Here is a 25440-nt window from a genome sequence, read left to right on the forward strand (position 1 = left end):
TACTCAATACTCAATACTCAATACTCAATACTCTATACTCCCTTTTTAGTCACCCTGAGCTTGTCGAAGGGCTCACTACTCAATACTTAATACTAACTACCCACCTCCCTATAAAGTTCCAACATTCCCTCAACCATAATAGCCTCATGATGCTGAGTGGCAACAGTCTCTTGGGCTTGCATTCTCATAACTTCCAACTTGGATTCCGGTAAACTTTGAACACGCCTTACAGCCTCTGCAATAGCTTGTGAATCCCGAATAGGCACTAAAAACCCATTCTCACCATCCCTAATCACCTCAGCCATACCGCCACAATTGGTACTAACCACCAAAGTGCCCAAGGCCATGGCTTCCAAAACCACATTGGCAATACCTTCCTCTACGCTAGGCAATAATAATAGGTTGGCATGTCTTATCAAACCTTGCACAGTTTCAAATGATTGCCCTCCTAAAAGCTGCACCTCCTGTTCCAATCCCAAATCACGTACCTGATATTGATATTCAATCATATTGGCGCCACCAACAATTACATACTTAAAAACAATGCCTGAATCTTTCAACAATTTACAGGCATCCAAAGCATAAGAATACCCTTTTTTCCAATGGGGACGCCCCACCGAAATCAACTGTAAAATTTTGGAATCTTTTGAAGCAACAGGGCTATCAATAGACTTCAAATCCAAACCACTATACACTACACGCACCCGTTCGGGCCTGGCACCATACTGTTGCGCTTCCAATCCAATAGCTTTGGACACCGCATGAAAGCCATCCACTTTTGGGAAACAACTTCGGTACATCGCAGCCACCTTTGCATCCGCAATAGGCGAATAATTAATATGGGCACCCCGCAAACTCACAACCAGCTTTATCCCAAAATCCTGAACCCATAGCCATTCTTCCAGTCCTTTCGCCCATTGCACATGAAACACATCAGGTTGCTGCCACAATACAGGATAACTCTTTACCTTGCTATACAAATCACTGCGTCCATGCGCTCTCAAAAAGGCATCCAAACGTCGTTTGTCCCGGCTTCTAAATAAACCCAACAACATGCTATAACGCAACAAATACCAAAACTTATAAAACCGGGAATTCCGATACCCCAATACACGAACCGCCTCTGGATATTTAGAAGCATGTTTTAAAACCCCAAATAACAACACGGTTACCCCCTCCTTAGAAAGCCCTTGGATAAGCCGCTCTATAAAAGTCGTGCTTGGAATCTCTCCAGAATAAATCGCAATTTTCAAAGGTCTTTTCAATAATAAAATTTTAAAATCTTGATTAATACTACATGGCAATCATAAGAACAGCTCCCATCCCGTTTTCTATATGCTTTAATCTTGGTTCTCGGTTCTTGGTTCTTGGTTCTTGGTTCTTGACTCTTTTCTCACGATTCTACTCTCCCCTTCATTATTCATTCTTCATTATTCATTATTCATTATTCATTCTTTATTATCCACCTGAACAAACATGTCCTGATCTCAGCCTGCCCTTAGCATCGCCGAAGGGTCGAAGGATCGAAGGACTCACTACTCCCTGTTCTCTTTCGTCTTGGCTCTTTGTTCTATATTCGTGGTTCTCCCCACTACTCCGTCATCCTGAGCTTGTCGAAGGACTCACTACTTACATAAGCCCTAAAATCCTCCGAAAACTGCAAGCTCGCCACCTCTCTTCCCAAAGCATTTACATGAATGGCATCATAAAAATAACTAGTGTCATTTAGTAAGGTACTGTGGTTGATAACATCATAGGAATCCCGCTCTACTATAGCTTCTTGCTGTGCATGGGGAGACACATAACAAACCAATTGAATACCATAGGAATCGCACAAAGCCTTAATTTTAGATACATAGGCATTTTTAAAATAAATGGATTTAGGTTTTCTAGAGCTAATCCTTTCAGAAGCTTCTCTTCTCACCGGGTAGGTATAGTTCCCTTCAGAATCAAAACGGTTACGCTTTGTAGGATCAAGCAAACTAATGATAGACGGATAAAACAATTCAGCATTATAATACCCTACGCCTGCCATGGGCAACCATTTAGAGAGCCCCGAAACACCTGCTTCTGTCCCCGAAAAAGAAGCGTAATAATCTGCAATATAATCTCGAGACACATAGGGTAAAAACCGATAATCATTACCACTCAACTCATAATGCACCACATCATAATCTTTAAGACTCGCGGCCAAAACACATACGTTACTCCGTTTTCCCGAGGCCAGAAAATGTTGCAACATCAAATATTGACTAGATATAGAAGTGTCATCCATTGCCAAATTAACACCCGAGGTCCCCAAAACAGAATCAATCACTTTAGTATTTAAAGTGGTCAATCCCGTACTGGCTCCAAGTACGATATAATCAAAATCCGAAGCACTCACACCATCAACCAAAAAGGAGGGTTTATAAAAATTCCCCTCGCGAAGCGCCCATAAACTCCCCATGGAAACCAGCATGGACACGCCGAAAATCCCAAAAACAATAATCCCGATACGTTTTAGAAATGCCGTCATTTAAAACTGAAAATAAATAAAATCCGAGGGGTTTTTAAACACCCCCATAAACACAATCAACACCCCAATAAAAATAGCATGATAGCGTGATAAACGTACTTCCTGCTGATTCCCTTGCACTGCTAAAAATTCATAAAGCCACAACACCAAAATCCCAACTACCGTAATAAGGGCAAACAACAAACTTTTGGAGTTTTTATAAAACACCCCCAAATGATGTCCTTCAAAACTAAAAATCTTCACCAACATATCCCAAGCAATAGTCACACTATCGGCCCTAAAAAAAACCCAGGCCAAGCACACCATTAAAAACGTCAATAGCATCGATGGAAACTGGTACCCGGCAAGTTGGGTGTCACGGCCATACTTCTGAGACAGTTTAAAAACCAAAGGCACTAGAAACAAAAAAGCATGCACAGCGCCCCAAACCAAAAAGGTCCAATTGGCACCATGCCATAGGCCACTCACCAAAAACACGACGCATATATTTCGGGCATGCATCCCTAAAGAACCTCTGGAACCTCCCAAGGGAATATACACATAGTCCCGAAACCATGAAGATAAAGAGATGTGCCAACGGCGCCAAAATTCCGAAATACTCCTTGAAAAATAAGGAAAGGCAAAATTGGTCTGTAATGAAAACCCAAACAAACGCCCCACCCCTATGGCAATATCCGAATACCCACTAAAATCACCATAAATCTGCACGCCAAACAACAACACACCTAAAAACAGTTCCGCGGAATTCAAAGCACCATAGCCCTCAAAAATTTGATTCACAAAAAACGCACAATTGTCAGCCACCACAACCTTTTTAAACAATCCCCAAATAATCAAAGAGATACCACTATGGGCAAAGTCTGCATCAAACCGTCTTGGCTTTGCAAACTGGGGTAATAAATGGGAAGCCCGCTCTATGGGCCCTGCCACCAATTGCGGAAAAAAAGCTACGAAGGTTGCAAACTGAATAAAATCACGGGTAGCTTCCAGCTGTTTTCTATACACATCAATCGTATAACTCAAGGTTTGAAACGTGTAAAAACTAATCCCTACCGGAAGGATAATCTCCAAGGTAGAAGCATGCATCTGTATCCCAAACAAGGACCAAGCATCAATCCAACTTTCTATAAAAAAATGGTAGTATTTAAAAAAGCCCAACAAGCCAAGGTTCACACATAGGCTTAATAACAGATAAAACTTCCGCTGTTTGGGATCTTCTGTATTGCGTAATTGAAGCCCTACAAAAAAATCAACAAGGGTACTCAAAAGGATCAAACCCAAAAACCGCCAATCCCACCAACCATAAAACACATAACTCGCCAACAGCAATAGAACGTTTTGCCTTTTCAGGGAACGCTTAAAAACAAACCAATAGAGCATAAACACTATGGGGAGGAACACGGCAAAGGTCAAAGAGTTAAATAACATATTGTATAATTAGTTCGTTGGAAACCACTGGGCCATTAAGGGCTGCTGTACCAAGTCATCCAAACCCTCCAGTTCCATCTTAAAAAAAGCATCCAAGTAGGCTCTTGTCCCTGGAGACACTTCAAAGATACCATCCTCTTTCAAAGGATTGATATAACCGTGCAATTTGTGTAGAATCCGATACTTAAAAGGCATATCAAAAGTGATGTCTGGAGGAAAAGGCACATTGTTGGAATAGCGATAATCCCCCCGTTTTCGTAACAGATGGTTTCTGAATAGCTGTAGCTTAATATATTTCGGAACCTTGGTCTTATTTCTATGGATCTTTAAGGCATCCACATCCAATTTTGAAGGATCTAGCCCCAAAAAATGGCATAATAGGTCACAAACCGCCTTGGGCCGCTCTCGTAAGGCTTCAAAAGTCACCACTTGAATTCGTTCAAAAGGAAGATATTTATAATAAGCCTCCAACTGCGATTTATACAAACTGCGTTTGATAATACTGTCTGGGTTAAAGCGCAACGTATCTTCCAAACTATAAATGGCACGACCAGACTTTAGTAAATGTAAGTAATTCGAAATGCAACGCTCTGTAGGATGCCGCAACACAAAAATCATTTTAATAGGTTTTTCCTGCATGCCAATACGCTTGGCCGCCAACCCCGAAGTCAAATAGGTAGTAGAATCTTCTCCCACCATTTTATAGCTACCTATCAAATCTTTAAATTGCTTAGTATACCAATCCCACATGTGCTCAACGCCATACGCCATGGATTGCGAGATCCACTGCTGTGCAGTTTCGTTATAAAACCCAAAATCGGGATGTTGCAAGATGCTATCCATATCAAAAAAACCCAACTCCTCATGGGCAATCCCCACATCTGGATGACTATTTAAAATAGCGTGTAAAGTCGTGGTCCCCGATTTCATCGCCCCTCCAATGATAAAATCAGGTAACAATTCTGGTGTATTTAACTTCCAATTCATTAAAACAATATATTTTGGTGCATCTGAAAACCAAATTTAAATTATGATATCATATAGAAAAACCTCTCTATCTAATGATGGCCATTCACTTTTCTACTCTATAAGTTTAGTAGCAGTTTACAATATAATTTTTCATGAGATCCAATAAAGCTATCCATAGAAAAATGCGCTTCACAATACCTTCGCAAGGCCAATCCTAAGGCCAAGCGGTCTCGGGCAGACAACGCTCGGAGCTCTTTGATTGCCTCAACCAACGCTGTAACATCCCCAGCCTTAAAACGGCATTGTGGAAAATCTTTAAGCACAAAATTAATCCCCGTGATATCCGAGCCCAATACGGGAATCCCCATACTCATAGCCTCTACTAATGCCATGGGCATCCCTTCCTTCCTCCCTTCATCCAAAGTGGGGATCACATATAGATCGGCCCCCGCCAAATAGGGCCGCACGTCCATTTGTTTCCCTACAAATTGAACCTGCGCTTCCAGCCCTAAACGTTTAACATGGGCTTTCATTGCAACCCCATAAGTAGTATCGTCTTTACCCACAACCGTGAGATGGACCTCTTGACTAGAAAATGTTTGAATAGCGGCAAGCAACACTTCCAAGCCTTTCACCGGCACTAAATTAGCAACCGTAACAACTTGAAAAACAGAATTTTCACACTTCCTACGATAATGCTCTGGGCTGTAATAATTGGTGTCCAATCCCAACGGAATCAATTGTTGCTGCTTTTTGTTTGGAAAATACCCTCGCATCTCCTCATTGATGGTAACAATATAATCGGCCAAATAACTTTTAATATACCAGTGTTTACTGGAATACCCCATCGCTTTTTTGGTATACATCCATCTCACCCCTACCATACGGGCAGCCAAAGCTTCGGTCCAATCATTGCTCCATTGCCAAGAATGAATCAAATCATACTGCTGCTGTTTATAAAACTTGGCAATCTCCCAAGCACGAAACAACAAAGAATAATAGGGCCTATAGGCCGTTTTGGTTGGAAACACATGAATGGGCACCCCCAAGGAGGCTATGGTTTTAAAAAAAGCTCCCTTAGCATTGCCACAAGCGATTTCAATGGCAAATTGGCTTCGGTCCAATCCTTTGATCAAATCATAAATCACCTTACCACTACCGGCGGTATCAAAATTAGAAGTGGTAAAAAGAATGCGCAGTGGTCTACCCATGGGCTAAGGTCCTTATAATTTTGGCCGGATTACCGGCAATAACCACGTTGGAGGGCACATCCTTAACAACTACCGAACCTGCTCCAATGGTTACATGGTCACCTATGGTAATATCTCCAATAATCACCACTTGGGCCCCAACCGTTACATGATGGCCTATGGTCGGTAACAAACTGTTATCATTCCCCTTATTGCCAATGGTCAATCCATTCCTGAATTGAAAGTTCTTGCCTATAGACTTAGCATTGATCACAGTGCCAAAAGGATGGTAACATAGCATGCCCCCGTCTATTGGAGTACTTTTAAATATCTTACTATGAAAATCTTTTGCAAATTGATAGTAATACCAAGGCTTCCTCTTGATACGCCAAAAAAACAAAAAAGCATATTCTGGGTAGTAGATCATCAAATGTTCAAACCTTTTTTTGGGCGTATTGGGCATTACATTACACCCTCTAACACTAATAGTAACATCAATATCCTGTTGAATAATCAAATTACCTTCGACATAGCGACGATATAAATGGGATACAATTATTTTTTTTAATACATGCTGCAGCAATTGCATAAACTATAAATCATTAATATGTCTTTCCAAATACCATTTTGACAAATAGTAAATATAAAATTTCAAAAGTGTTTGGTTAGGCAAAACAACTAAAATACTTAAATAACATTTGATATAAAAAGGAATTTTAACAGACTCTAAAGCTCTAAGTAATTCGGGGTAAATTCTAAGTCTATTCTTAAGCCCTTTGGTGTGAAAAAGTATTTTACCCAAGCCACTAAACAACTGCCTAAAGAGCAGATATTTAAATTTCTCAGGAACGGTATTATTCAAATAAAAAGGAAAATGTTCCTTTACTAGTCTATTCCAAGTATGAAAAATTAGTTCATTTTTTTTCTTTACTATTTGGGTAGTAGAGCGCTCATGCTTTCTGTATAAATACACATAAGCATCCAATTGCACAATGGGGCAGCTCATTCCCAGCTTAATATCAAACGCTGTATCTTGACCAATTCTCAATGCTTCATTATACCCCCCTATAATATCAAATACCGTTCTCCTATATAAAAAAGCAGGAGGACCGACAACTGTTTTTAAATCTTCAAACCAAATCAACCCCAGAGTTGGTGGCTGTACTAAACAATCATTAAATGTTTCATCCGTGGGTTTTGGTGTATTTTGGAGGTCCTTTTTAGATTTCACCATTTTTCCTACAACAGCTTGGGCGCTAGGATACTGTTTTAGGGCTGTCATCATCTTTGATATAGCATTCGGGTAAAGTTCATCATCCACATCAAAAAGATATACAAAATCTCCCTTGGCGTTTTGGATTCCCAAATTCCTACTGGCCCCAGCCCCTTGAACCTTTTGAAACAACAGTTGGACCCGTGTATCCCGCCTACACAATTCCTTTATGATACTAACCGAAGTATCCGTTGAATTATTATCCACAAACAGAATCTCAAAATCAACCACCTCTTGATCCAATATTGCCTGATAGGCTTGATGGATAAAGCCGGCCCCATTAAATACGGGAATAATCACAGATAATAACATATCCTTAAGCCATTCTTAGCAAACCCAATCCATACTTATGCTGTTCGGGACGTTCTATAAATTCATAATGCACATATCGTTCCTTCAGCTCTCCCCAAAGTCGATCCACATAACAGTCCATCTCATGATGGTAATCAGAGGCCACGATATCATGAAACCCAACATATCCCCCGGGTCTCACCAAAGGATGATACATTTCGAAGTCCTGCTTAACTCCCTCATAGCGATGATCCCCATCAATAAATAAAAAATCAATCGCGCGTCCGTTTAAAAGGGCGACCAGCTGTTCATAAGTTTCCATAGAATGCGAATCTCCTCTTAACAAATGCACGTTCCCTTCCGGATGGTCGTTTAAAAAAGACTTCAAAAATGGCACTTTATGCTCTGGGTAACCACCTCCATGAATACCTCCCGGCAAGTCAACTGAAATAAGATGAGTTGGCTTAAAATACCGAGCCCAAACAAAAAAGCTACCTCCCCGTTTAGTGCCTATTTCCACTACCACCTTCGGCTCAATTTGCTTCACCTTATCAGCAAACTCCTTAAATTCAGAAGCATACTGATGCATAGAAATGCGCCCATACAAGCCAAGCCCCTGATAACTTTTGGTAAAAGCATAAATGGAATCTATATCTTGAAATCCAAACGACTTCTTTAACTGATAAAGAGAGTAGAAATACTTAAAACGGTTCAAAAAAAGGGCTCTTTCCATACTGTAATTTAATTAAACTAAAAGGTGCCTTGATATTTCCTACAAAATAAAGATAAAGTTAACAACATACTAACGGGATGCGAATATTCCCTTGAATCCTTTTGATAAAACCCTTCTAGCTGGGCATCTACCACAGATTTGGGTACCAATCTTTGAAACTCAGCAGCATCCAAAAAGCCTTTCAAATGCTGCTCATTAGACTCCCCTACAAATTGTAACTCATAGTTACGTTGTACATATGGGGTGCCAACCATTCCTAAAAAGCTACGCTTTAGTTTGTGATATCCGCGATAAGGCAAATTAAAAGGGACTCTGTTATAATGGTAATTATTCAAATGAAATGGACGTTGAGCCTGCCAAGGTATACGAGACAAGGCTACATCTTGCTTGATATGGGCTATTTGCAAGCGCCTGTCAGCCAAATAGGCTTCGGGAACACGACAGATAAATTCTAACATTCTATGGTCATAATATGGCAAACAAATAGGGTGTGCTTCCTTAAAAACAGCTAAATTGGTTGTTGTCCAACGATGCGCCCACTGCTGAGTTTTAAAAGCTCGAGCCTTAGCACTCACATTGTCTATCTTAATCCTCGCAAGTGCAGTTTCCACACGCCCAAACAAATACTCCTTAAAACAACCTTCCAACTCCCAAACCTTCCATAAACTTTCAGCTAAGGCCATCCCTCCTGGCTTCACCATTTTTTTTAGGAGCAGAAAAGGCAAATCTCCTTCTTTAGTAAGTTCTGAGGCACCGCGGTCAAACAGCACATCTCCCCAATGTCCTAAGGCAAAAACGCCTTGCAAATCTTGCATTTGGGGAAAAACGGCCATTTGCCTAGGATGGGTAAATTCTGAATAACATCCAGTAATCTCAGCTAAATGCTCAATACTGCCCCATAAATATCCTCTCGGAATTCTAAAAGCTTTAAATTCAAACCCACAGGCCTGAGCAATTTTACGGGCTATCTTGGTTTCGGCATAACCGTTCGTAAACTCATAACTAAAAGCACTAACCGAATTACTATGCGCCTTCAACACCATAGCCAGACTACGGCTATCCAAACCACCAGACAAAGGCAAAATCACTTCTTGCCCTTCAAGCCCTTCTCGCATTATTCCGGTAAGCAAACTACTGTATTCTTCCAAGGCATCATCAAAACTTCTGGCCTTTGGTTCATAATACCAATGAAATCTAGGTGTACTGGAAACCAAACGCCCAGTTGAATCTAACACATGGTCATGTCCAGGTAACAAACAAACATGATCTCTCCAAAAAGTATCATCATCCATAAAAAAGCCCGTAGCGACATAAAGACAGATAGCCTCCAAAAAAAGCCTATGGGGTCCTTCTGTCTTGGCAAAATGATGACTGCTTGGTAATATAGGTAATTGTAGTTCCATAAATTCGTTTCGAAGATAAACATTCAGGCCGTTTTAAAACAGCCTATCAACAGAAAAGGACATACAAAGTCATAATCTAATACTTACCAAAGGGTTTCTTGAATTTTATTTATCAAATCCTTGGATACCTCATCAAACTTTCGGGCAAACAAAACCTCCTTTTGACCTTTCAACTCTTCATAATCACGCAAATCCAATACTACGGGAGTACTGCCACGCCCCTTGGTCCAATCAATATACCGTAAATTGCTATTGACAAGCTTATGCTTTAAAGGCGAATTGCACAACAGGGTTTGAAAGTATAGCTCCTCAGCACAAAAACTATACTGAAAGCGTTTCAAAAATTTAGGATGATCTTGCGTATACCTAACAACATATAACAATGACTCCCTAGTTAAGGACCAATAAGTAGACCCTCCATATAGCTCAGGAAATTCTCTGATTTGTGGGCGATCCAAACCAAGCTTCCGTTGTAACCGTACCAATTTTCGGATTAACCGTTTGTGCTTTTTAGCATCTAGCACATCATACAAATGAAAATACTTCAGGCGATCCATCCCCCCATAATGCCAATCCAAATTAGGCAAAGGTTTAAACCTTATATAATCTCGGTCAATTCCCTCAGGTTGCTCCTTAAAAATCCTTAAAAATTTTTCTTTTGAAACAACAGGCAAATCCTGGCCTGTGATAAGATGAAAATAAGAAGACGAAGCTTCTTTTAAAGCTTCCATGGCTAAAAAAAGATAGGCCTTTAAATGATTCACCCCTCCCCAATTAACTTTATATTTCTGGGTTAATAATCGTACCTGAGGCTTCTCCTTGAGTCTTTGAAAAACTACAGAATCATAATTTCCTTTCTTATCCAAATGAATATAAATCCTAAAAGAATCTTCTGTAAAAAAATCCACTAACCGCTCAAGCTGTTCCAAGTTCTTATAAGCGGTAATGAGAATGGCGTGGGTCATAAAGTTTTCTGATTACGATGCTATGATGAGTAAAGAAACAAATGACTCATAGTTCTATTTAAAACGCTTCTAAAAGTTGAAGACACACCAACAAAAGGCAAACAAATTAAAAGAAAACTAAAAAGTACTTTCAGTGTTAGATAAAAATCCAAGGGCCTCAACGAGATAAACAGCTTCCATACTTTAAGTAATTGGGGGCTAAATTCTGAAAAACCGAGCCCTCTAATAAAAATGAGTTTCTTAAACATCATACAGAAATATTTAGGATACAACTCTCTATCTACGAGCCCAATACATTCCATATCTGTTTTTAGTTGATAATCCTTTTTCTTAGAAATCTCCAAAGAGGAATACGTGCCCTTGTCATGAAAGCGGTAGGCTGCCGTTACAATATCCAAAAATTTTATTTTACCAATTCGAGACTGATATAATAGCATATAAACATCATCTCCAGGTACGGTTCTACTCAAGTCACTAAAGTCCCTATTTCTAAATATCTTGGTTGAAACTGGCACCATGGCAGGTAAATCCTTCGTTTCAAAATCTGTTCTTCTTCCTTCAGGAATCAAGCGTTCTTTAATAATAGTACCATTGTCTCTTATGGTACTGGAGTTGGTAAAACACACCTCATAATCCGGATGGGCTTCTAAAAAATCCACTTGCTCTTGTGTTTTATGGGGATCAATCCAGATGTCATCACCATCACACATAGCAATATAATCGCCTTGAGCAGCATTTAACAAATACATCAAGTTATCAATCATACCTAAATTTTTAGGCTGCTTTGCAAGGTGCACATTAACAAAGGAATGGTTACTGTTCTCAATCTTGCTTTTAACCAATTCATAAGAATGATCTTTAGAGCAATCATCAGAATAAATGAATTCAAGGTCAAAATTAACGGTTTGATTCAAGATCCCTTTTAAGGCCTCTAAAACAAATTCTTGATTATTATAAGTTCTTAAGCATATACTTAATAAAGGTTTTTTCATTTTATCAATTTTAATCAAGCTCGAGAAAGTATCTTAAGAAGATGGTCTTTGAGACATAAAGTATTAGCTTGGCTTTCATTTTTATGGTTTTACTTTACGTTATTTATAAGCGTTAATCGACACTTTTGATAGGCCTCATTTGCTTCTTTTAACAAATGTTCTGGTAGTTGTATATGAGAATGTCCAACCGTGGCTTTCAATACACCAGATTTTATATCTTCAAGAGGATCTCCATAAGCTATCACTCCTGTATCCTTAAATGTAGAATAGGTTGTTTTTAAAGGCGCTTCCAGTTGCAACCAATTTCCAATTTTTTGTAGCGTATTTTGAGGATTATCTACTAAATCCTCAGACTCAATATACAAATTTCCCGCTCCAGCCCTAAAAGACAGCGCTTCAAGCCTTAGTAATCTTTTACAATAATAAGAAGTGACCTTTTCAGGATTTTTATAACGTTTTACACCTGTTTTATACCCCATATTAATAATACTTTTTAGGGTATCCTCTGGCTCTCTCAACAAAAAAAGAATTTTCGGTTGCGCCTTTTCCAGAATGGAATCCGAAATATCATAATTATTTAAAATTTTATCCAAAAGGTATTTGTTCTTAAAGTCAGGACTTAAATCTATTGCTAACTTTAATTGCATGCGCAAAAGAGACATAGGTCCTTTATAAGGTTGATGCAGCTCTTTATAGCCACATATTTCAGGATTACTGCCTAAAATATGACTCAATACACTAGACCTGCTTCTCATATGACTGCAAACAAACAAATATTTCCTTTTTCCAAACAGGATGTCAGGATTTGCCATTAACATGGCCATTTTCTTGGCCTTTATATGTAGTGACATTTTAATTCAATTTTTGCATTTTGATTCTATAATAAATAATATGGGCTTCTCTCTCTAAAATCAATTGGACATAAAATATTTTAAACAGTTCTGATATTTTATTTGAGTCAATTATAATGCATATCTAAGAGATATACTTTTTTTAATTTTCTCGCCCCAACTTCATTTATTTATACTTTCATTAAAATTATAAAGTTCATTATACTGCTGAACCTCGTTAATTTCTGTTTGAAAAATTGTTTTGGCAGCCTCATTTTGAATGTACAGCCTAAGTTCATTATCATCAATTAAACATTTTGTTTTCAAAGCAAGCTCATCAAAATCATAAAACGAAAACAACAACCCATTTTTATGATCTTCAATAATTTCAGGTATTCCATCAGTTCCAGTGGCTACAACTGGAAAACCGCATTTTAATAGAAAATATAGGGTATTGGGTATTCCTTCATTCAAGGTAGGTAGCCAACAAATATCTTGACTTAATAAGACTTCTTTAAAATCATTCTCATTAACATAACCGTGTAAATAAACGATTTCCACCAACCCGAGCTTTTTGACCAAATAAAGAATTTTATTCTTTTCTTTATCCGGAAACCCTCCAAAAACATGATATTCTAATTGATATCCCCAATCTAATAATTTCTTTATAGCAATTAAAGATTCTCCAATGCCCTTTTTCCAGTGTACTCTAGAGATTGTAAAAATTTTGATAGGCTGATCTAATTTGGGTTTAAACTCCTTGTTAAAGATATTCTTAACCAATGGGGTTCTATAAATAACATTTACTTTTTGTGATGAAATTCCAGATAAATTAATGGCATCATATTTTAAACTCTCACAAACCGAATGAATTCTCCAGGAATGTTTTAATACTTTAATGGTATAAAGTTTGGTTTTCGTATCATTTAAGGGACGTATCGTTACATCATTCCCTCTTAACGAAACAATGTACTTTATTTTGCAAGCAACCAATAAATCTAACAAGCTTGGATTAATAGAATGTAAATCATGAAAATGAAAGATAGATTGAGGGTTTTGAAAAATAAATCGGTACAACCCCAAAATGGGTATCATCTTTTTCTTAGAACTCAACCCTGTCAATAAACTTCGATATTTCAATAAAATAAAGGCCCCTAGATAAAAGTTACAACACCTCACAATAAAACCATTTCGCTTTAACCGCATAACATCTGTTTCACCCTCAAGTTTGCTTCCAAAAAGAGAAACAACCTGAATATTCATTTGTTCACTCTTCTTCAAGCTATTTATCAATCGTTGGTTATAAGATTGATACGGATTATTGATGTTTTTGAATATATGAAAAACCTTTATTCTTCCCATTCTCACACGTTTGCTTCTTTCAAAAATGATTGATTGATAATTTGATCATAGAAAAAAATTCCTTTCCCAGTGAATCTATAGGTCGGATAAATCAAAATTAAAAGTGCTTTACTTTTAAGTGACAATCCTTTAAATTGGATTACATGGTTAACATAGGTTTTCCTGTGATAATTTTTAAGAGCGTACTTTAAAATTTGAAAATAAATAATAGTAAGTTTTCTTAAAGCTTCAGGAGGTTCTGTTTCTGGAAATCTTTTTATTAGTTGACACTTTACCTTTAAAATGGATTTAAGGGTTTCCTTGGTATAGTTTCCGGTTATCGATTTTCGGTGTCTTCTAATTTTAACCAGAGACTTGTTAAACAATATCACCTCGTTTTGATAAGATGCCAAGATACTTTCATAAAACAGGACCTCTTGACTTTTTTTAAGGCTTTCATCAAATGTAATCGATTTTAAGATTTCCTTCTTAAAAAGGGTAGTAGGTAAATGAACTTTCAATTTTCTCAACACAAAATCACTATAAACAGAAAAATGAACATTATGTTCTTGTCCCATTTTTAATAACGTCGTGAAATCACCGTCGTAACGATCTAACAGACAAACAGATATGGATTTTGATTTTTTTAAAATTTGTGCTATTTGTTCTTCAAGCAAGGTTTCAACCATTAGATCATCACTATCAAAAAACTGTACAAAGCCCCCTTGACTTAACTTTAAACCATAATTACGTGCTCCATTTCCTCCTTGCAAATAAGCTTCAGGGCGGTGATGATATTGAAACCTAGAGTCTATACTACAATAAGTAGTCATCACTTCGGAGGTATGATCCCTACTGCCATCATCAACTACAAGACATTCCCAGTTTTTATAAGTTTGGGCTAAAACACTATCCAAAGTGTCCCCAATTAAATGAGCACGGTTATAGGTAGGGATGATAATGGAAACTAAAGGTAAACTACTCATAAATCTATTAACATTGCTTTGATGTACCTACGCATAAAAAAATATTTCGGCCTAAAAAAACTATAACAAAACAGTATTAAAAAACTACGAAAATTTAAATATCCTAACTTATATAGATTAATTAAAAGTATATGCAGATCTTTCACAAAACCAAAATCTACACTTCTTAAATAATTCTTCTTAAAATAGTACAATATGTCATTTTTAGGAGCTCCTATTTTATACAAAGTCACCAAATAGTAATTAAGTACTAACAATCGATCCCTAAAAAGGGCTCCACTAAATTTATTCACTGCTGTGGTATTGAATTCATGTAATCTCATAAAGTTCAATCGCTCTGGCAAATAACCAATTTTAGTATGTAAAGCAATACCGATATAAGCAAATCGATCCCCTGTATTACTGAACCGTTGTAAACTTTCCAAATCCAAACCAAGAAGAGCTTCCCGTTTAAATAAAACGCTACTAGCATTAACAACAATCATTTTTTTCAATAAAAACTCACTAACATTTTGCTCATCTATTATAAAATCATAAGGTTTTAAATTACTTTGCCAACTAGTGCCCTCAAATTTATAATTACCCCTAACGATATAATTATCCGTGAATATCATGCCGCATTGGCTCCTCTCTTCCAAAAATGCAACAGTTTTGGATAAAAATGTTACATCTGCAAAATCATCACTTTCGGCAATCCATATATACTCCCCTTGGGCCAACGCTATACCCTTTACCCATTGTTTAAAAACAGAACCTGAATTCACTTCATTAAAAACCACATGAGCTACTTTAGGATGCTGCCTATAAGTTTCTAGAATGTCTTGGCTGTCATCTATTGAAGCATCATCCAACAAAATCAATTCAAAATTTTGGTACGTTTGATAGAGTATAGAACCTATTCTCTGCTTTAAAAAAGAAGAGTGATTATAGTTGGGGACAATTATAGAAACTTTCATCATAAGTTAGCCAATTTGTTTGTCACCTTTTTAAAAAAACGGTTCAATTCGTTAATTTTAAAAACAGCTTTCAACAACTTTAAGGTTACTTCAGGATGCAAATACAACAGATAATGCCTTAACATCAATTTTTCCAAGTACTTTTTTTCCCTATTCTTCACTCCCTTTTGAGCATTAACCTGGGAAGCTTGTTCTCCATGTAACCTAAATTGAACCAATGGCTCATCAATAAAAACTAAATTATAATGAGGCATTAATCGATACCAAAATTCAATATCTAAAGCTTGGTCCAAATTTTCAGAAAAATAACCTACTTTGTTAAAACAATCTCTAGGCATCAATGTTGCTGTAGGTTCACCAATTTTGTTAACAGGCTTTCCAATCAAACACTTATCACTCAAATACAATTTACCCGAAACCGCTCCCTTTTCAATATCCAAGGTACACCAAAAGCCATGCAACTCTTTGAAATTACGAAACCAACGTTGATCATAAAGTTTAGTTTTGTCACATATTATGGTTCTTCTACAATACACCAATCCTACATTATCAGAAGACTCCATCATGGCTACCATTTTTTCAATACAAGAAGGTTCCATCACATCATCCTGAAACAAAAACTTGATATAGGCTCCTTTGGCATGTTTAACACAGTGGTTCCAATTGGCTCCAATACCTTTGGGTTCATGCCTCACAATCCTAACCGGAAATACATTGCGCTGTTGAAAGGCTTCCACCAAGGCCATCGTAGCATCGGTAGAAGCATCATCGCTGACCACAACCTCAAAATCTCTATAGGTCTGACTCTCTATTGAAACCAAAGCCTCTTCAATATACTGGGCGCCATTATAAGTGGGGATACAGATGGAAACTAAAGGATTATTACTCATTAAAGATGGGTTTACCTAACAAAACTTTTACAGCCGTTTTTAATTTATTCCTAACGATGTACCTTTTAGTTTTCTTTATCAAAAGGTGATTAACATCCAAATCATTAAGTAAAGTTTCATAGCAATCTGCATAAAACAAAGGGTGCTTTTTAATCAAATAACTCAAAAGCAAGCGGTAATTTGGTTGTGAAATTGTAGCAGACAAAGAATGTGCACTTACTCTATAGTAAAAACCAATTCTTGGTAAATAATAAAATCTTTTTTTATTCTTCAACATTTTAATCCACAATTCCCAATCTTCATTGCTCATAATAGCTTTACTCTCATCATAGCCCCCTATGTCCAGTAAATCTTCTTTTCTTATTAATGCACAAGTATCTATCTGATTGAGTAACATCATTTTTCTAACATTCAATTCGCCCACCTTCCATATTCCTTCTTTATCACCCATATATTCCGCATCTGTATAAACAACCGAAATATCTGGATTAGCTTCTAAGATCAAAAAGGCCTCTTCGAAAATTTTCACATTGATGGTATTATCAGAATCTAAGGGCAATATGTAGGTTCCTTTTGCTTTTAAAATTCCTGCATTTCTAGCCTTTGCTGGCCCACCATTTTCCTGATCAACTACAAAAACCCCTTCTTTCTTCAACTCCTCCAGAACATGTAAGGTTTCTGGTTCCGTCGAACCATCATTAACTACAATCACTTCTGTGGGCACTTTAAATTGACGAACACTTTCAATAGCCTCCCTTAAATACACCCCATGATTATAACATGGTATAACAACTGAAATCCTCATTCAACTCAGAGTTTTAAAAGTCTTTTTACTTTAAAATATCCTCTCACAAATTTTAATGATTTAATTGCCTTTAATTCTTTATTGGTAATTTTTAATTTTTTCTCGAGTAATTTTATATACTCCAAATCTGCAAATATTTGTGGAAATTCTGCCCTCAAAATTGTATTTCTTTCGTCTAACAAAATTTCTCTATTTTCCAATCTTGAACTAATCCCTGTATAGTCATAATATACCAAAGGCTTCCTTAGATACCTATAACTAGCACCCCATTTACAAATGGCTAAAACAAAAAATTTCCAATCTGAAGAGATAACCAAGGTTTCATCAAACTGAGCATTCCATGTCACAAACAAGCTTCTTTTTATAAAAGCCCCTTGATGAGGTAGTGTATCATTATAAAAATAATACAGGGTTGGTACTTTATTGTATTTTTTAAGCCATATTTCTTTACCTGGCTCAACAATAAAAATATCTCCATAAACAATATCTTTATCTAATAAAGGTACAACGGTTTCTAACACTTGATTATCTACAAGAACATCTCCCGAATTAAGAAAAAGAATAAAATCTCCCTTCGCCTTTCCAAGTCCCTTGTTTTGAGCATGGTAAATACCTCCATCAGATTCACTTACATAATAAGCCAAGTGATCTAGATTCCGCTCAATAACCTGGACACTCCCATCTGTTGAACCACCATCTATAACAATATATTCAATAGACTCATAGGTCTGCCCTATGACACTATTCATTGTTTTATCGAGGCCTATTTTGTTGTTGTAATTTATGGTTATAATTGAAATCTTCATTTTAGTTCCCCACGTATTTTTAATAACCTTTTTAAAGCTAAAAATGGCCAGAGAATAAATTTCCCTACTTTAAAACTATTAGACGCTTTTATATCACGAACCTTCACATTAAGTTTCCATACCGAATCACTCAATTCCAAAAATTCACGAAACACAACTGTACTCTTACCTCCATTACTTTCATAATCCCCATAACTATTTAAAAATTGAGGAGTTAAATAAGATTCATAACCTAAAATAAATTCCTCCCAATAGCTGTCTAAACTTTTTAGTTTAGATCCCTTATCATGATTCCTCATATTATTTTGGTATGGGTCTCCAAATATGCCTTTGTATTTTTGATTCAAGTGTGCATCTATAACTTTAGAATCATAATGTATCCCCAACCAACTATATAGCCTTTTTACCACCACCTCCCTGTCAGCAACCAAAGCTTCATAAGTAATCGAATAAACTTGGCTATTTTGTGCATGTTTTTCTGTAAAAGTGTGCAAAGCTTTTGGAGCTATCAATAAATCCCGCCGATAATTAAACAATTCCCTAAAGTTTGAGATATCCCAAGTTTTTATTATTGATTCCGCAACATCAATGGGGTTTCGCTTTAATATTATAAACTTACTTTTAGGAAACCATTTCAGTAACTCATCCATCAACTCCCAATATCGTGGAGTCTTATCAATTACAAAATCATAGTCATTTGCTAATGGCTTGTATAAATTCAATATAAATTCCTTTAATTTTTGATTAAAACCCAACTCAGGATACTTTTCTACAAAATCTGTAAATGCTAAATGTGCCCAATGTGGATTATACCCCGCCTGTATCAAATCTGGTTTAAAAAAAGGAGAGAAATTAAGCATTACCCAAGGCTCACTACAGGTATTAACTTGACCATTGTTAGATAACAAGTTTTGCAAATAAGTAGAACCACTTCTAGGTTGAGAAATTATAAATATGAGTTGGTCTTCTTTCAAATTTCAGTGATTGATTAAAATTTATAGTTTTCCAAATTTATTTAAGCCTAAGCCTTCTAAATATTACAATTTTAAAAAAAACTTGGCCTACATTTCCAATTGTTACATCTTAATTTTTTGAACTAAAACCAATATGCAACCTTAACATAAAAAAACTGCCTACCAATATTATATCCCTTTCAATCCAGAATAAGCCACTTTGCATCTAAACAAAACGGGGGCCAATAATCTCGTTTTGATGAAATACTAAAATTTTCCAAATTATTTTCACGATAAATGGGATTAAGATTTTCATCCTTATGAACCTCTATGGCTAAAGAATATTTCCCATTTGTTAATTGAATATTTTGAATTTTCAATCGCATGTGAAGCCTTTCCCCTATTTCCTTCGACTTAAAAATAGAATCATTGGGTATCAATGCTATCGGGCGTTCTTCTTTATCATAAATAAAAACTTTTATAAAAGGGATTTTTTCTAACTTCAAATTTTCAAATTCTATATCAAAATTCAAATCACTATTCCATTCTATCTCTGATTCACCTGAATTAGAATAAACTTTAAAGGAACTTAATTTTAAACTCCCATCATCAAATATGATATTTCTAGTTTTATCATTAAAACTTTTATAATACAAATCGATTCCTTTAGAGACATCTTTGCCCTTAAATTTCATTTCTCCCTTCTCCATCAAAATTATAGAATTGCATATTCTGGAGACCATGGTCATTGTATGTGATACAAATACAATAGCCGTTTTAGGTAACAACTGATCAATGGTTTTAAAACACTTTAAAATAAAACCTATATCTCCCACAGCTAGTACTTCATCAATCAACAATACATCAGGCTCCATTTGGGCGGCTACGGCAAAGCCCAAACGCACCTTCATCCCACTGCTATAATGCTGTACAGGCATATCAATAAACTCCTCCAGCTCAGCAAAGGAAATAATGGCTTCCAACTTGGCATCAATCTCCTTCCGGCTAAACCCCAAAATGGCCCCATTGTTATAAATATTTTCACGCCCGCTCAAAATAGGATTAAACCCGGCCCCCAATTCAATCAAAGCCCCTACCCGGCCCGTAATGTCTATTTGTCCTCCATCTGGGTAGATCAAGCCATTCAATAGTTTCAAAAGCGTACTCTTTCCTGCACCATTATGGCCTATCAAACCCAAACACTCGCCGCGGCGCAACTCAAAGCTCACATCCTTCACCGCCCAAAACTCCTTGGGTCGCAAATCAGGTTCATACCCGCGCCCCAACATGCCATTGGTCAAATCCTTAACTCCATACCACAAACTAGTCTTCAAGTCCTTGCAAAACTTCTTGCTAAGCCCCTCAACCCTTACCAGCACTTCATTGCTGTCTTTTATGTCTGTTTGCTTTACCATGTTATCTTTTATAATTACCACACGTCACTTCGAGTGATTTTATGCAACGCAGTGAAATAAAATTGTATCGAGAAGCTCACCACTCTTTACTCTTTACTCTTTACTCTTTACTCTTTACTCTTTATTCTTGCTTCTTGGCTCCTTTCACGCTTCATGCTCCTCACTACCGGTTCATTCTTCATCCTTCATTCTTCATTTTTAATTATTACCCGTCACTTCGAGTGATGTTATGCAACGCAGTGAAATAAAATTGTATCGAGAAGCCACTCACTACTTACTACTCCCTATTAAACCATTCATTTTTTCCTCATCCTAAGCCTATCTGTCGACAGGAAGGCTTGCCGAAGAACTCATGCTCTATTCTCTATTCTTTGTTCTTTCCTCTCCATTCTATAGGGTTACACTTTCATCACACCTCACCACTAACTACCTCTAAGCACTCAACCGCTCCACCACAATAGGGATAGAGAACCGGTACAACACCAATCCAAAAAACAACAACGGCAAACACGCTAAAACCACTACCCCATAATACCCCAAAAACTCAGGAACCACCCCCGTTAAAACATCTCGGGGCACCATTACCAAAGGCGTTACAGGATTATAACTCATAATAGTCCGCATAAGTCCTGCATTTGGTATGGCATACACTACAGGGGTCGCATACATCAAAAACTGCATTCCAAACGTAATAAGTTTACTTATATCTTTATAAAGCAACCCTATAGGGGTCAACAAGAGGCCAAAAGTAGTCCCTACAAAAATGGCTCCTAACATTCCCAAGGGAAACAACAGCATACTCCAATGCCACTCCATCCCATAAAACAGGATAAATACTACCAGCAACAAAACTTTCACTAGACTGTTAAAAAGCAATTTCAAGATACCCGAGACCAATAGGGCCTCTTTAGGAAAGTTAATCTTGGTTAAAATAGACCGTGCCGCATTAGTACTGCTAACAGGAGAGTTAATTGCCTCGATAATAATAGACCAAATCAAAGTGCCAGAAAACACATAAACAGGATAAGGAATTCCCGTATCCGACAAGGCTACGGTACCGGTCTGTCTTAAAACCATCCACACTAAAGCCGTCATTAAAGGGGTGATAAAGGCCCATAAAATCCCAAAAAAAGATTGCCGGTATTGGGCTTTAATATCACGAACAGCCAACTGGGTAGCCAAAAACCGTGACTGAAAAAGGTCTCGCAAACTCGCTTGCAAGAGGCGTCCAAATTGTAATTGATTGTCTTTTAGATACGTACGGGTTTCCAATAAAAAGAATAGGTTCTGGTTAGCTCTAGGCGAAGATAACAAATAGTGCGTAAAACCATAATACTTTCAACAGAGTATATCGATCAACCTCATCATTTATAAGTTACACGCTTTCGATATAGGCTCTAGTGTAGTTTTGTTCGGGAATCAAGGTCCTTTTGTTATTGTAATTTCTCCACAAATACCCGAATAGTATATCTTTTTAATGGATACACTGGTGAATTTATGTCACAGGTTCTCGATACAGCCCGCTTTGCAAGCAGCCCACTCGAACTAACATTATTAATCTTTGTTGTGCGTATCTATTTAACCTAAATTCGATATAAAAGATACTGATGTTTAGAGTATTGACTAAAAAAGACATCCCTAAAGTCCTTCAATGACAATCCTATGGAGTGAGATTCCTCCCTTGAGGGAGGATTAAGGAGGGTGTTTTTAATCAAAATATGTTCAACATTATTAAAATAAGTGGTTTGAAATAGGTTTTTATAGGTTGACTTATATCGATCTCACTTTATTTATTTATTTATTTATTTATTTATTTATTTATTTATTTATTTATTTATTTATTTATTTATTTATTTATTACTTTATTTATTTATTTATTTATTTATTTATTTATTTATTGGACCGTTCGTCACTTCGATTTCTATGACAAAAGCAAGCGATTTTGATAATAAGTTTGATTTTTAATAAGTGCCATGGCTATGTGTAATAATTTGTTTCTAACAGCATTCAATACGCTCATTTTGTTTTTGCCTTCCTCAACTTTCTTTAGATAATATATTTGTAAATCATTGCTCATCCTTACCGCACGCATAGCAGCCATTTGAAGTACGGATTTCAGTTCCATATCGGCCATTTTAGAGACTCTTGGCTTGGTTTTTAGGCTACTGCCGCTTTGTTGTTCAAAAGGCACAACACCTGCAAAACAGGCTAGTTTTCTTGGGTCTATTAGACGCAGAAAGCCTTCTGTTTTGACTGCAATCATCCAGGCCGTTATATCACCTATGCCGGGAACAGTCTTTATTCTTTTAATCTGTGATTGCAAACTTGGATCTGATTTAATTTCAGCACGTATCAAAGTCTCTATTGCCTTGATGTGTTGATCAAGTTCCTTAATGGCCTTCTGATTGATTTTGATCAACTTTCTAGTGCTGTTGTTGAAAACAATATGTTTTAAATCGGCCATTTGCTGCAATAACCCTTTTCGTTGCTTAACCTTTGATTTACGTTGGCTCATTAATATTTTTATAGCCTTGATGGCTTCATTGGAAGGCTTCCAACATTCAAAATCCTGATGGTTTCTTTCGATAAAAACCGCTATTCTTTTAGCATCCACCTTGTCATTTTTACCGCGAACCAAACCGATACTTCGTTTAATATGCTTAGGATCCACCACATATACATTGAAGCTAAAACTTTCTAAAACTTGGTAAAGCTTATAGTTGTAATACCCTGTGTTTTCCATAGCTACAATAGCTACTGCATCAAGTTTAGATATCTCCGTCAATAGTTTACGGATGCCTTTAACGGTGTTCTCAATCTTGTAAAAGGCAATATCGCCAGAGGATTTAACACAAAAATCTAAAGTGTTTTTACTAATGTCGATGCCTACATAAATTCTTTTCATAAGTTTGTAATGCTTTGAGATAAGAGGGATTTCATCTATAACTCGACTCCTTGATAATGGGCTTTAAATCCCGAATTTCTATTAGAGATTATTGATGAAAGTCTGAACCTAGGTCTGAATCGAAGGATGAACTTTAAAGTTCGGAGTGCAATTAGTGTACCTAAGCTCAGCTCTCTTTTCTTTTTGAAACTTCTTCTAAATATATAAATGCAAGTCTAAAGGAGTGGTTTTATAGAACGTAGTGATATAAAACTGTATCGAGAAGCTCCATTCTCTCTTCTTTACTCTTTATTCTTTATTCTTTATTCTTTGTTCTTGTTTCTCTATTCCCACCTCACTTCTCAATACTCAATACTCAATACTCAATACTCAATACTAACTCCACACCATCCCCATACCAACCCCATACCAACCCTATGGGAACCTTATGAAAAAGCAAAACCGTACACAAAGACCAGAAATAGGAACCATCCGGAAAAAAACGGAAAATTCAGGCCACAAAAAATACCAGACCACACAAAACCACCGTAAACGACCAAAAAAGGGAAAGGAACAACCAAAAACAGAACCATCAACAAAAACGCCATCAAAAACGCCCTAGCTTTAAAATATCAGGACAGCCAATGGGTACATCGGCATTCAGCCTAGGACAATGAACAGCCCCACCATTGAAAACTGATAAAAACAAAGTTCCACCGTAACCTCACGGTTACATAAATCTTAGAAATCATGCCTAAAGTAAAATCAATTTTCAACGTAGAAGGAACACTGGGAGAAGTAACCTTCTACAAAGGTGAGGAAGGATACTTCATCCGTGGCAAAGGAGGCGTTAGCCGTAACCGCATTTTAAACGATCCGGCCTTTGCAAGAACCCGTGAAAACATCACCGAGTTCGGCAACGCGGCCACCAGTGGCAAAATGCTACGCCGAAGCATCATCGGTTTGATGAACGACGCCAAAGACCTCAGAGTCACCTCGCGTTTAACTCGGGTGATGAGCCAGGTCAAAAATCAAGACCTGTCCTCCCCGCGTGGCGAACGCAATGTAGCCACTGGAATCGAAACCGCTATGGGTAAAGTCTTGCTCAACGGCTTCAATTTCAACAAGCACGCGGTCCTAGATTCCGTGCTTCAGGCCACCTACAGTTTGGACACCGTCACTGGGGAAATTTCCATCCCCAACTTTGTGCCCATCCAGCAGTTGGACAGCCCAGAGGGCGCCACCAATGTCGTGCTCTCCTCAGGGGTCCTTAACCTCGATTTCGAAACCGGCACCAAAGACCTGCAGTTAAGTGCCCCAGAAAACTTGGTCATCGATGCCACGGTGTCAACGGTCACCTTAATCCCGGCTGCCATGCCCTCAGGAACTGGTCAAACCCTGTTCTTCCTCAAAGTAGCCTTCTTTCAGGAAGTCAACGGCCTCCAGTACCCCTTAAACAACGGAGCCTTCAATGCCCTACAGTTAATTGAAGTCCTCTAATCCCTAAAACCAAAAAGAGGAGCCCAAAAGCTCGTCTTTTTAATATTTATAAATACCACATCCAATTTATCTCCCTGAGCTCAGCCTGCCCTGAGCATAGTCAAAAGATCGAAGGACACTACTCACTAACATCCCAAACACATTATCACTTTTACTCTTTATTCTTATTTCTTGGTTCTTTGTTCTTTGTTCTTGGCTGTTGATTCTTCATTCTTCATTTTTAACTTTTAATCACCCTCATCACTTCGAGTGATGTTATACAACGCAGTGAAATAACATCGTATCGAGAAGCCCTTTAATCATTTAGCCTTT

Annotated in this window: 23 protein-coding genes; 1 reads left to right on the forward strand and 22 read right to left on the reverse strand. The window is 37.3% G+C overall.

The genetic code is table 11. The features are described from left to right. Positions 1-92 precede the first annotated feature (92 nt). The 22 genes from AC6I5C_RS14610 to AC6I5C_RS14715 form a co-directional block, all read right to left on the reverse strand. A complete protein-coding gene (locus AC6I5C_RS14610) occupies positions 93-1265 on the reverse strand; it encodes a glycosyltransferase family 4 protein (protein ID WP_497905797.1) in 1173 nt (390 codons plus the stop codon). Positions 1266-1591: 326 nt separating this feature from the next. Continuing rightward, the gene (locus AC6I5C_RS14615; protein WP_497905798.1) at positions 1592-2518 is read right to left on the reverse strand and encodes a hypothetical protein; all 927 of its coding nucleotides are present in this window, start codon (positions 2516-2518) and stop codon (positions 1592-1594) included. Then, positions 2519-3946 (reverse strand): MBOAT family O-acyltransferase, encoded by a 1428-nt coding sequence (locus tag AC6I5C_RS14620; RefSeq protein ID WP_497905799.1) that lies wholly within the window; start codon positions 3944-3946, stop codon positions 2519-2521. It abuts the gene before it with no gap. A 9-nt stretch (positions 3947-3955) separates the two neighbouring features. After that, complete coding sequence (locus AC6I5C_RS14625) at positions 3956-4933, reverse strand: sulfotransferase family protein (protein WP_497905800.1); 978 nt, start codon at positions 4931-4933, stop codon at positions 3956-3958. 98 nt (positions 4934-5031) lie between these two features. Further along, a complete protein-coding gene (locus tag AC6I5C_RS14630; protein ID WP_497905801.1) occupies positions 5032-6126 on the reverse strand; it encodes a glycosyltransferase in 1095 nt (364 codons plus the stop codon). After that, positions 6119-6694 carry an LbetaH domain-containing protein gene (locus AC6I5C_RS14635; RefSeq protein WP_497905802.1) on the reverse strand — a complete coding sequence of 192 codons (576 nt, stop codon included), beginning with the start codon at positions 6692-6694 and terminating at the stop codon, positions 6119-6121. Before AC6I5C_RS14635 ends, AC6I5C_RS14630 begins: the two co-directional genes overlap by 8 nt. A gap of 3 nt (positions 6695-6697) precedes the next feature. Next, positions 6698-7690, reverse strand: a complete 993-nt coding sequence (locus tag AC6I5C_RS14640) for a glycosyltransferase family 2 protein (protein ID WP_497905803.1) — start codon at positions 7688-7690, stop codon at positions 6698-6700. A 4-nt stretch (positions 7691-7694) separates the two neighbouring features. After that, the gene (locus tag AC6I5C_RS14645) at positions 7695-8402 is read right to left on the reverse strand and encodes a class I SAM-dependent methyltransferase (RefSeq protein WP_497905804.1); all 708 of its coding nucleotides are present in this window, start codon (positions 8400-8402) and stop codon (positions 7695-7697) included. 17 nt (positions 8403-8419) lie between these two features. Next, entirely contained in the window at positions 8420-9805 is a 1386-nt protein-coding gene (locus AC6I5C_RS14650; RefSeq protein ID WP_497905805.1) for an asparagine synthase-related protein, read from the reverse strand. Between the two features lie 83 nt (positions 9806-9888). After that, entirely contained in the window at positions 9889-10770 is an 882-nt protein-coding gene (locus tag AC6I5C_RS14655; RefSeq protein ID WP_497905806.1) for a beta-1,6-N-acetylglucosaminyltransferase, read from the reverse strand. 20 nt (positions 10771-10790) lie between these two features. After that, positions 10791-11762, reverse strand: coding sequence for a glycosyltransferase (locus AC6I5C_RS14660; RefSeq protein ID WP_497905807.1), 972 nt, complete (start codon positions 11760-11762; stop codon positions 10791-10793). 89 nt (positions 11763-11851) lie between these two features. Further along, the gene (locus tag AC6I5C_RS14665) at positions 11852-12613 is read right to left on the reverse strand and encodes a sulfotransferase family protein (protein WP_497905808.1); all 762 of its coding nucleotides are present in this window, start codon (positions 12611-12613) and stop codon (positions 11852-11854) included. Positions 12614-12775: 162 nt separating this feature from the next. Then, positions 12776-13954 (reverse strand): glycosyltransferase, encoded by a 1179-nt coding sequence (locus AC6I5C_RS14670; protein ID WP_497905809.1) that lies wholly within the window; start codon positions 13952-13954, stop codon positions 12776-12778. 2 nt (positions 13955-13956) lie between these two features. Beyond that, a complete protein-coding gene (locus AC6I5C_RS14675) occupies positions 13957-14919 on the reverse strand; it encodes a glycosyltransferase family 2 protein (RefSeq protein ID WP_497905810.1) in 963 nt (320 codons plus the stop codon). Then, the gene (locus tag AC6I5C_RS14680) at positions 14916-15878 is read right to left on the reverse strand and encodes a glycosyltransferase family 2 protein (RefSeq protein WP_497905811.1); all 963 of its coding nucleotides are present in this window, start codon (positions 15876-15878) and stop codon (positions 14916-14918) included. Before AC6I5C_RS14680 ends, AC6I5C_RS14675 begins: the two co-directional genes overlap by 4 nt. Beyond that, the gene (locus tag AC6I5C_RS14685; protein ID WP_497905812.1) at positions 15875-16765 is read right to left on the reverse strand and encodes a glycosyltransferase family 2 protein; all 891 of its coding nucleotides are present in this window, start codon (positions 16763-16765) and stop codon (positions 15875-15877) included. Before AC6I5C_RS14685 ends, AC6I5C_RS14680 begins: the two co-directional genes overlap by 4 nt. Then, positions 16758-17570, reverse strand: a complete 813-nt coding sequence (locus AC6I5C_RS14690; RefSeq protein ID WP_497905813.1) for a glycosyltransferase family 2 protein — start codon at positions 17568-17570, stop codon at positions 16758-16760. The genes AC6I5C_RS14685 and AC6I5C_RS14690 overlap by 8 nt, the downstream gene beginning before the upstream one ends. Positions 17571-17575: 5 nt before the next feature. Next, on the reverse strand, positions 17576-18376 hold the full coding sequence (locus AC6I5C_RS14695; RefSeq protein WP_497905814.1) for a glycosyltransferase family 2 protein: 801 nt from the start codon (positions 18374-18376) through the stop codon (positions 17576-17578). Further along, positions 18373-19350 (reverse strand): sulfotransferase family protein, encoded by a 978-nt coding sequence (locus tag AC6I5C_RS14700; RefSeq protein WP_497905815.1) that lies wholly within the window; start codon positions 19348-19350, stop codon positions 18373-18375. Before AC6I5C_RS14700 ends, AC6I5C_RS14695 begins: the two co-directional genes overlap by 4 nt. A gap of 179 nt (positions 19351-19529) precedes the next feature. Then, positions 19530-20744 carry an ABC transporter ATP-binding protein gene (locus tag AC6I5C_RS14705; RefSeq protein ID WP_497905816.1) on the reverse strand — a complete coding sequence of 405 codons (1215 nt, stop codon included), beginning with the start codon at positions 20742-20744 and terminating at the stop codon, positions 19530-19532. 432 nt (positions 20745-21176) lie between these two features. Further along, positions 21177-22016 carry an ABC transporter permease gene (locus tag AC6I5C_RS14710; protein ID WP_497905817.1) on the reverse strand — a complete coding sequence of 280 codons (840 nt, stop codon included), beginning with the start codon at positions 22014-22016 and terminating at the stop codon, positions 21177-21179. A 649-nt stretch (positions 22017-22665) separates the two neighbouring features. Next, the gene (locus tag AC6I5C_RS14715) at positions 22666-23649 is read right to left on the reverse strand and encodes an IS110 family RNA-guided transposase (RefSeq protein WP_497905818.1); all 984 of its coding nucleotides are present in this window, start codon (positions 23647-23649) and stop codon (positions 22666-22668) included. A 729-nt stretch (positions 23650-24378) separates the two neighbouring features. On the opposite strand from AC6I5C_RS14715, the gene AC6I5C_RS14720 reads away from it, so the two are divergent. After that, positions 24379-25128: a hypothetical protein gene (locus tag AC6I5C_RS14720; protein ID WP_497905819.1), complete on the forward strand. Its 750-nt coding sequence runs from the start codon at positions 24379-24381 to the stop codon at positions 25126-25128. Positions 25129-25440: the final 312 nt, after the last annotated feature.

It is taken from the genome of Mangrovimonas sp. sgz306409 (assembly GCF_059735265.1).

What these genes read in the sequence shown, in the direction of transcription:
- AC6I5C_RS14685 (WP_497905812.1), bottom strand. Translation starts at nt 16,765, where the DNA reads ATGAGTAATAATCCTTTAGTTTCCATCTGTATCCCCACTTATAATGGC.
- AC6I5C_RS14670 (WP_497905809.1), bottom strand. Translation starts at nt 13,954, where the DNA reads ATGGGAAGAATAAAGGTTTTTCATATATTCAAAAACATCAATAATCCG.
- AC6I5C_RS14630 (WP_497905801.1), bottom strand. Translation starts at nt 6,126, where the DNA reads ATGGGTAGACCACTGCGCATTCTTTTTACCACTTCTAATTTTGATACC.
- AC6I5C_RS14635 (WP_497905802.1), bottom strand. Translation starts at nt 6,694, where the DNA reads ATGCAATTGCTGCAGCATGTATTAAAAAAAATAATTGTATCCCATTTA.
- AC6I5C_RS14665 (WP_497905808.1), bottom strand. Translation starts at nt 12,613, where the DNA reads ATGTCACTACATATAAAGGCCAAGAAAATGGCCATGTTAATGGCAAAT.
- AC6I5C_RS14655 (WP_497905806.1), bottom strand. Translation starts at nt 10,770, where the DNA reads ATGACCCACGCCATTCTCATTACCGCTTATAAGAACTTGGAACAGCTT.
- AC6I5C_RS14645 (WP_497905804.1), bottom strand. Translation starts at nt 8,402, where the DNA reads ATGGAAAGAGCCCTTTTTTTGAACCGTTTTAAGTATTTCTACTCTCTT.
- AC6I5C_RS14690 (WP_497905813.1), bottom strand. Translation starts at nt 17,570, where the DNA reads ATGAGGATTTCAGTTGTTATACCATGTTATAATCATGGGGTGTATTTA.
- AC6I5C_RS14640 (WP_497905803.1), bottom strand. Translation starts at nt 7,690, where the DNA reads ATGTTATTATCTGTGATTATTCCCGTATTTAATGGGGCCGGCTTTATC.
- AC6I5C_RS14615 (WP_497905798.1), bottom strand. Translation starts at nt 2,518, where the DNA reads ATGACGGCATTTCTAAAACGTATCGGGATTATTGTTTTTGGGATTTTC.
- AC6I5C_RS14675 (WP_497905810.1), bottom strand. Translation starts at nt 14,919, where the DNA reads ATGAGTAGTTTACCTTTAGTTTCCATTATCATCCCTACCTATAACCGT.
- AC6I5C_RS14660 (WP_497905807.1), bottom strand. Translation starts at nt 11,762, where the DNA reads ATGAAAAAACCTTTATTAAGTATATGCTTAAGAACTTATAATAATCAA.
- AC6I5C_RS14705 (WP_497905816.1), bottom strand. Translation starts at nt 20,744, where the DNA reads ATGGTAAAGCAAACAGACATAAAAGACAGCAATGAAGTGCTGGTAAGG.
- AC6I5C_RS14620 (WP_497905799.1), bottom strand. Translation starts at nt 3,946, where the DNA reads ATGTTATTTAACTCTTTGACCTTTGCCGTGTTCCTCCCCATAGTGTTT.
- AC6I5C_RS14680 (WP_497905811.1), bottom strand. Translation starts at nt 15,878, where the DNA reads ATGATGAAAGTTTCTATAATTGTCCCCAACTATAATCACTCTTCTTTT.
- AC6I5C_RS14715 (WP_497905818.1), bottom strand. Translation starts at nt 23,649, where the DNA reads ATGAAAAGAATTTATGTAGGCATCGACATTAGTAAAAACACTTTAGAT.
- AC6I5C_RS14720 (WP_497905819.1), top strand. Translation starts at nt 24,379, where the DNA reads ATGCCTAAAGTAAAATCAATTTTCAACGTAGAAGGAACACTGGGAGAA.
- AC6I5C_RS14650 (WP_497905805.1), bottom strand. Translation starts at nt 9,805, where the DNA reads ATGGAACTACAATTACCTATATTACCAAGCAGTCATCATTTTGCCAAG.
- AC6I5C_RS14695 (WP_497905814.1), bottom strand. Translation starts at nt 18,376, where the DNA reads ATGAAGATTTCAATTATAACCATAAATTACAACAACAAAATAGGCCTC.
- AC6I5C_RS14625 (WP_497905800.1), bottom strand. Translation starts at nt 4,933, where the DNA reads ATGAATTGGAAGTTAAATACACCAGAATTGTTACCTGATTTTATCATT.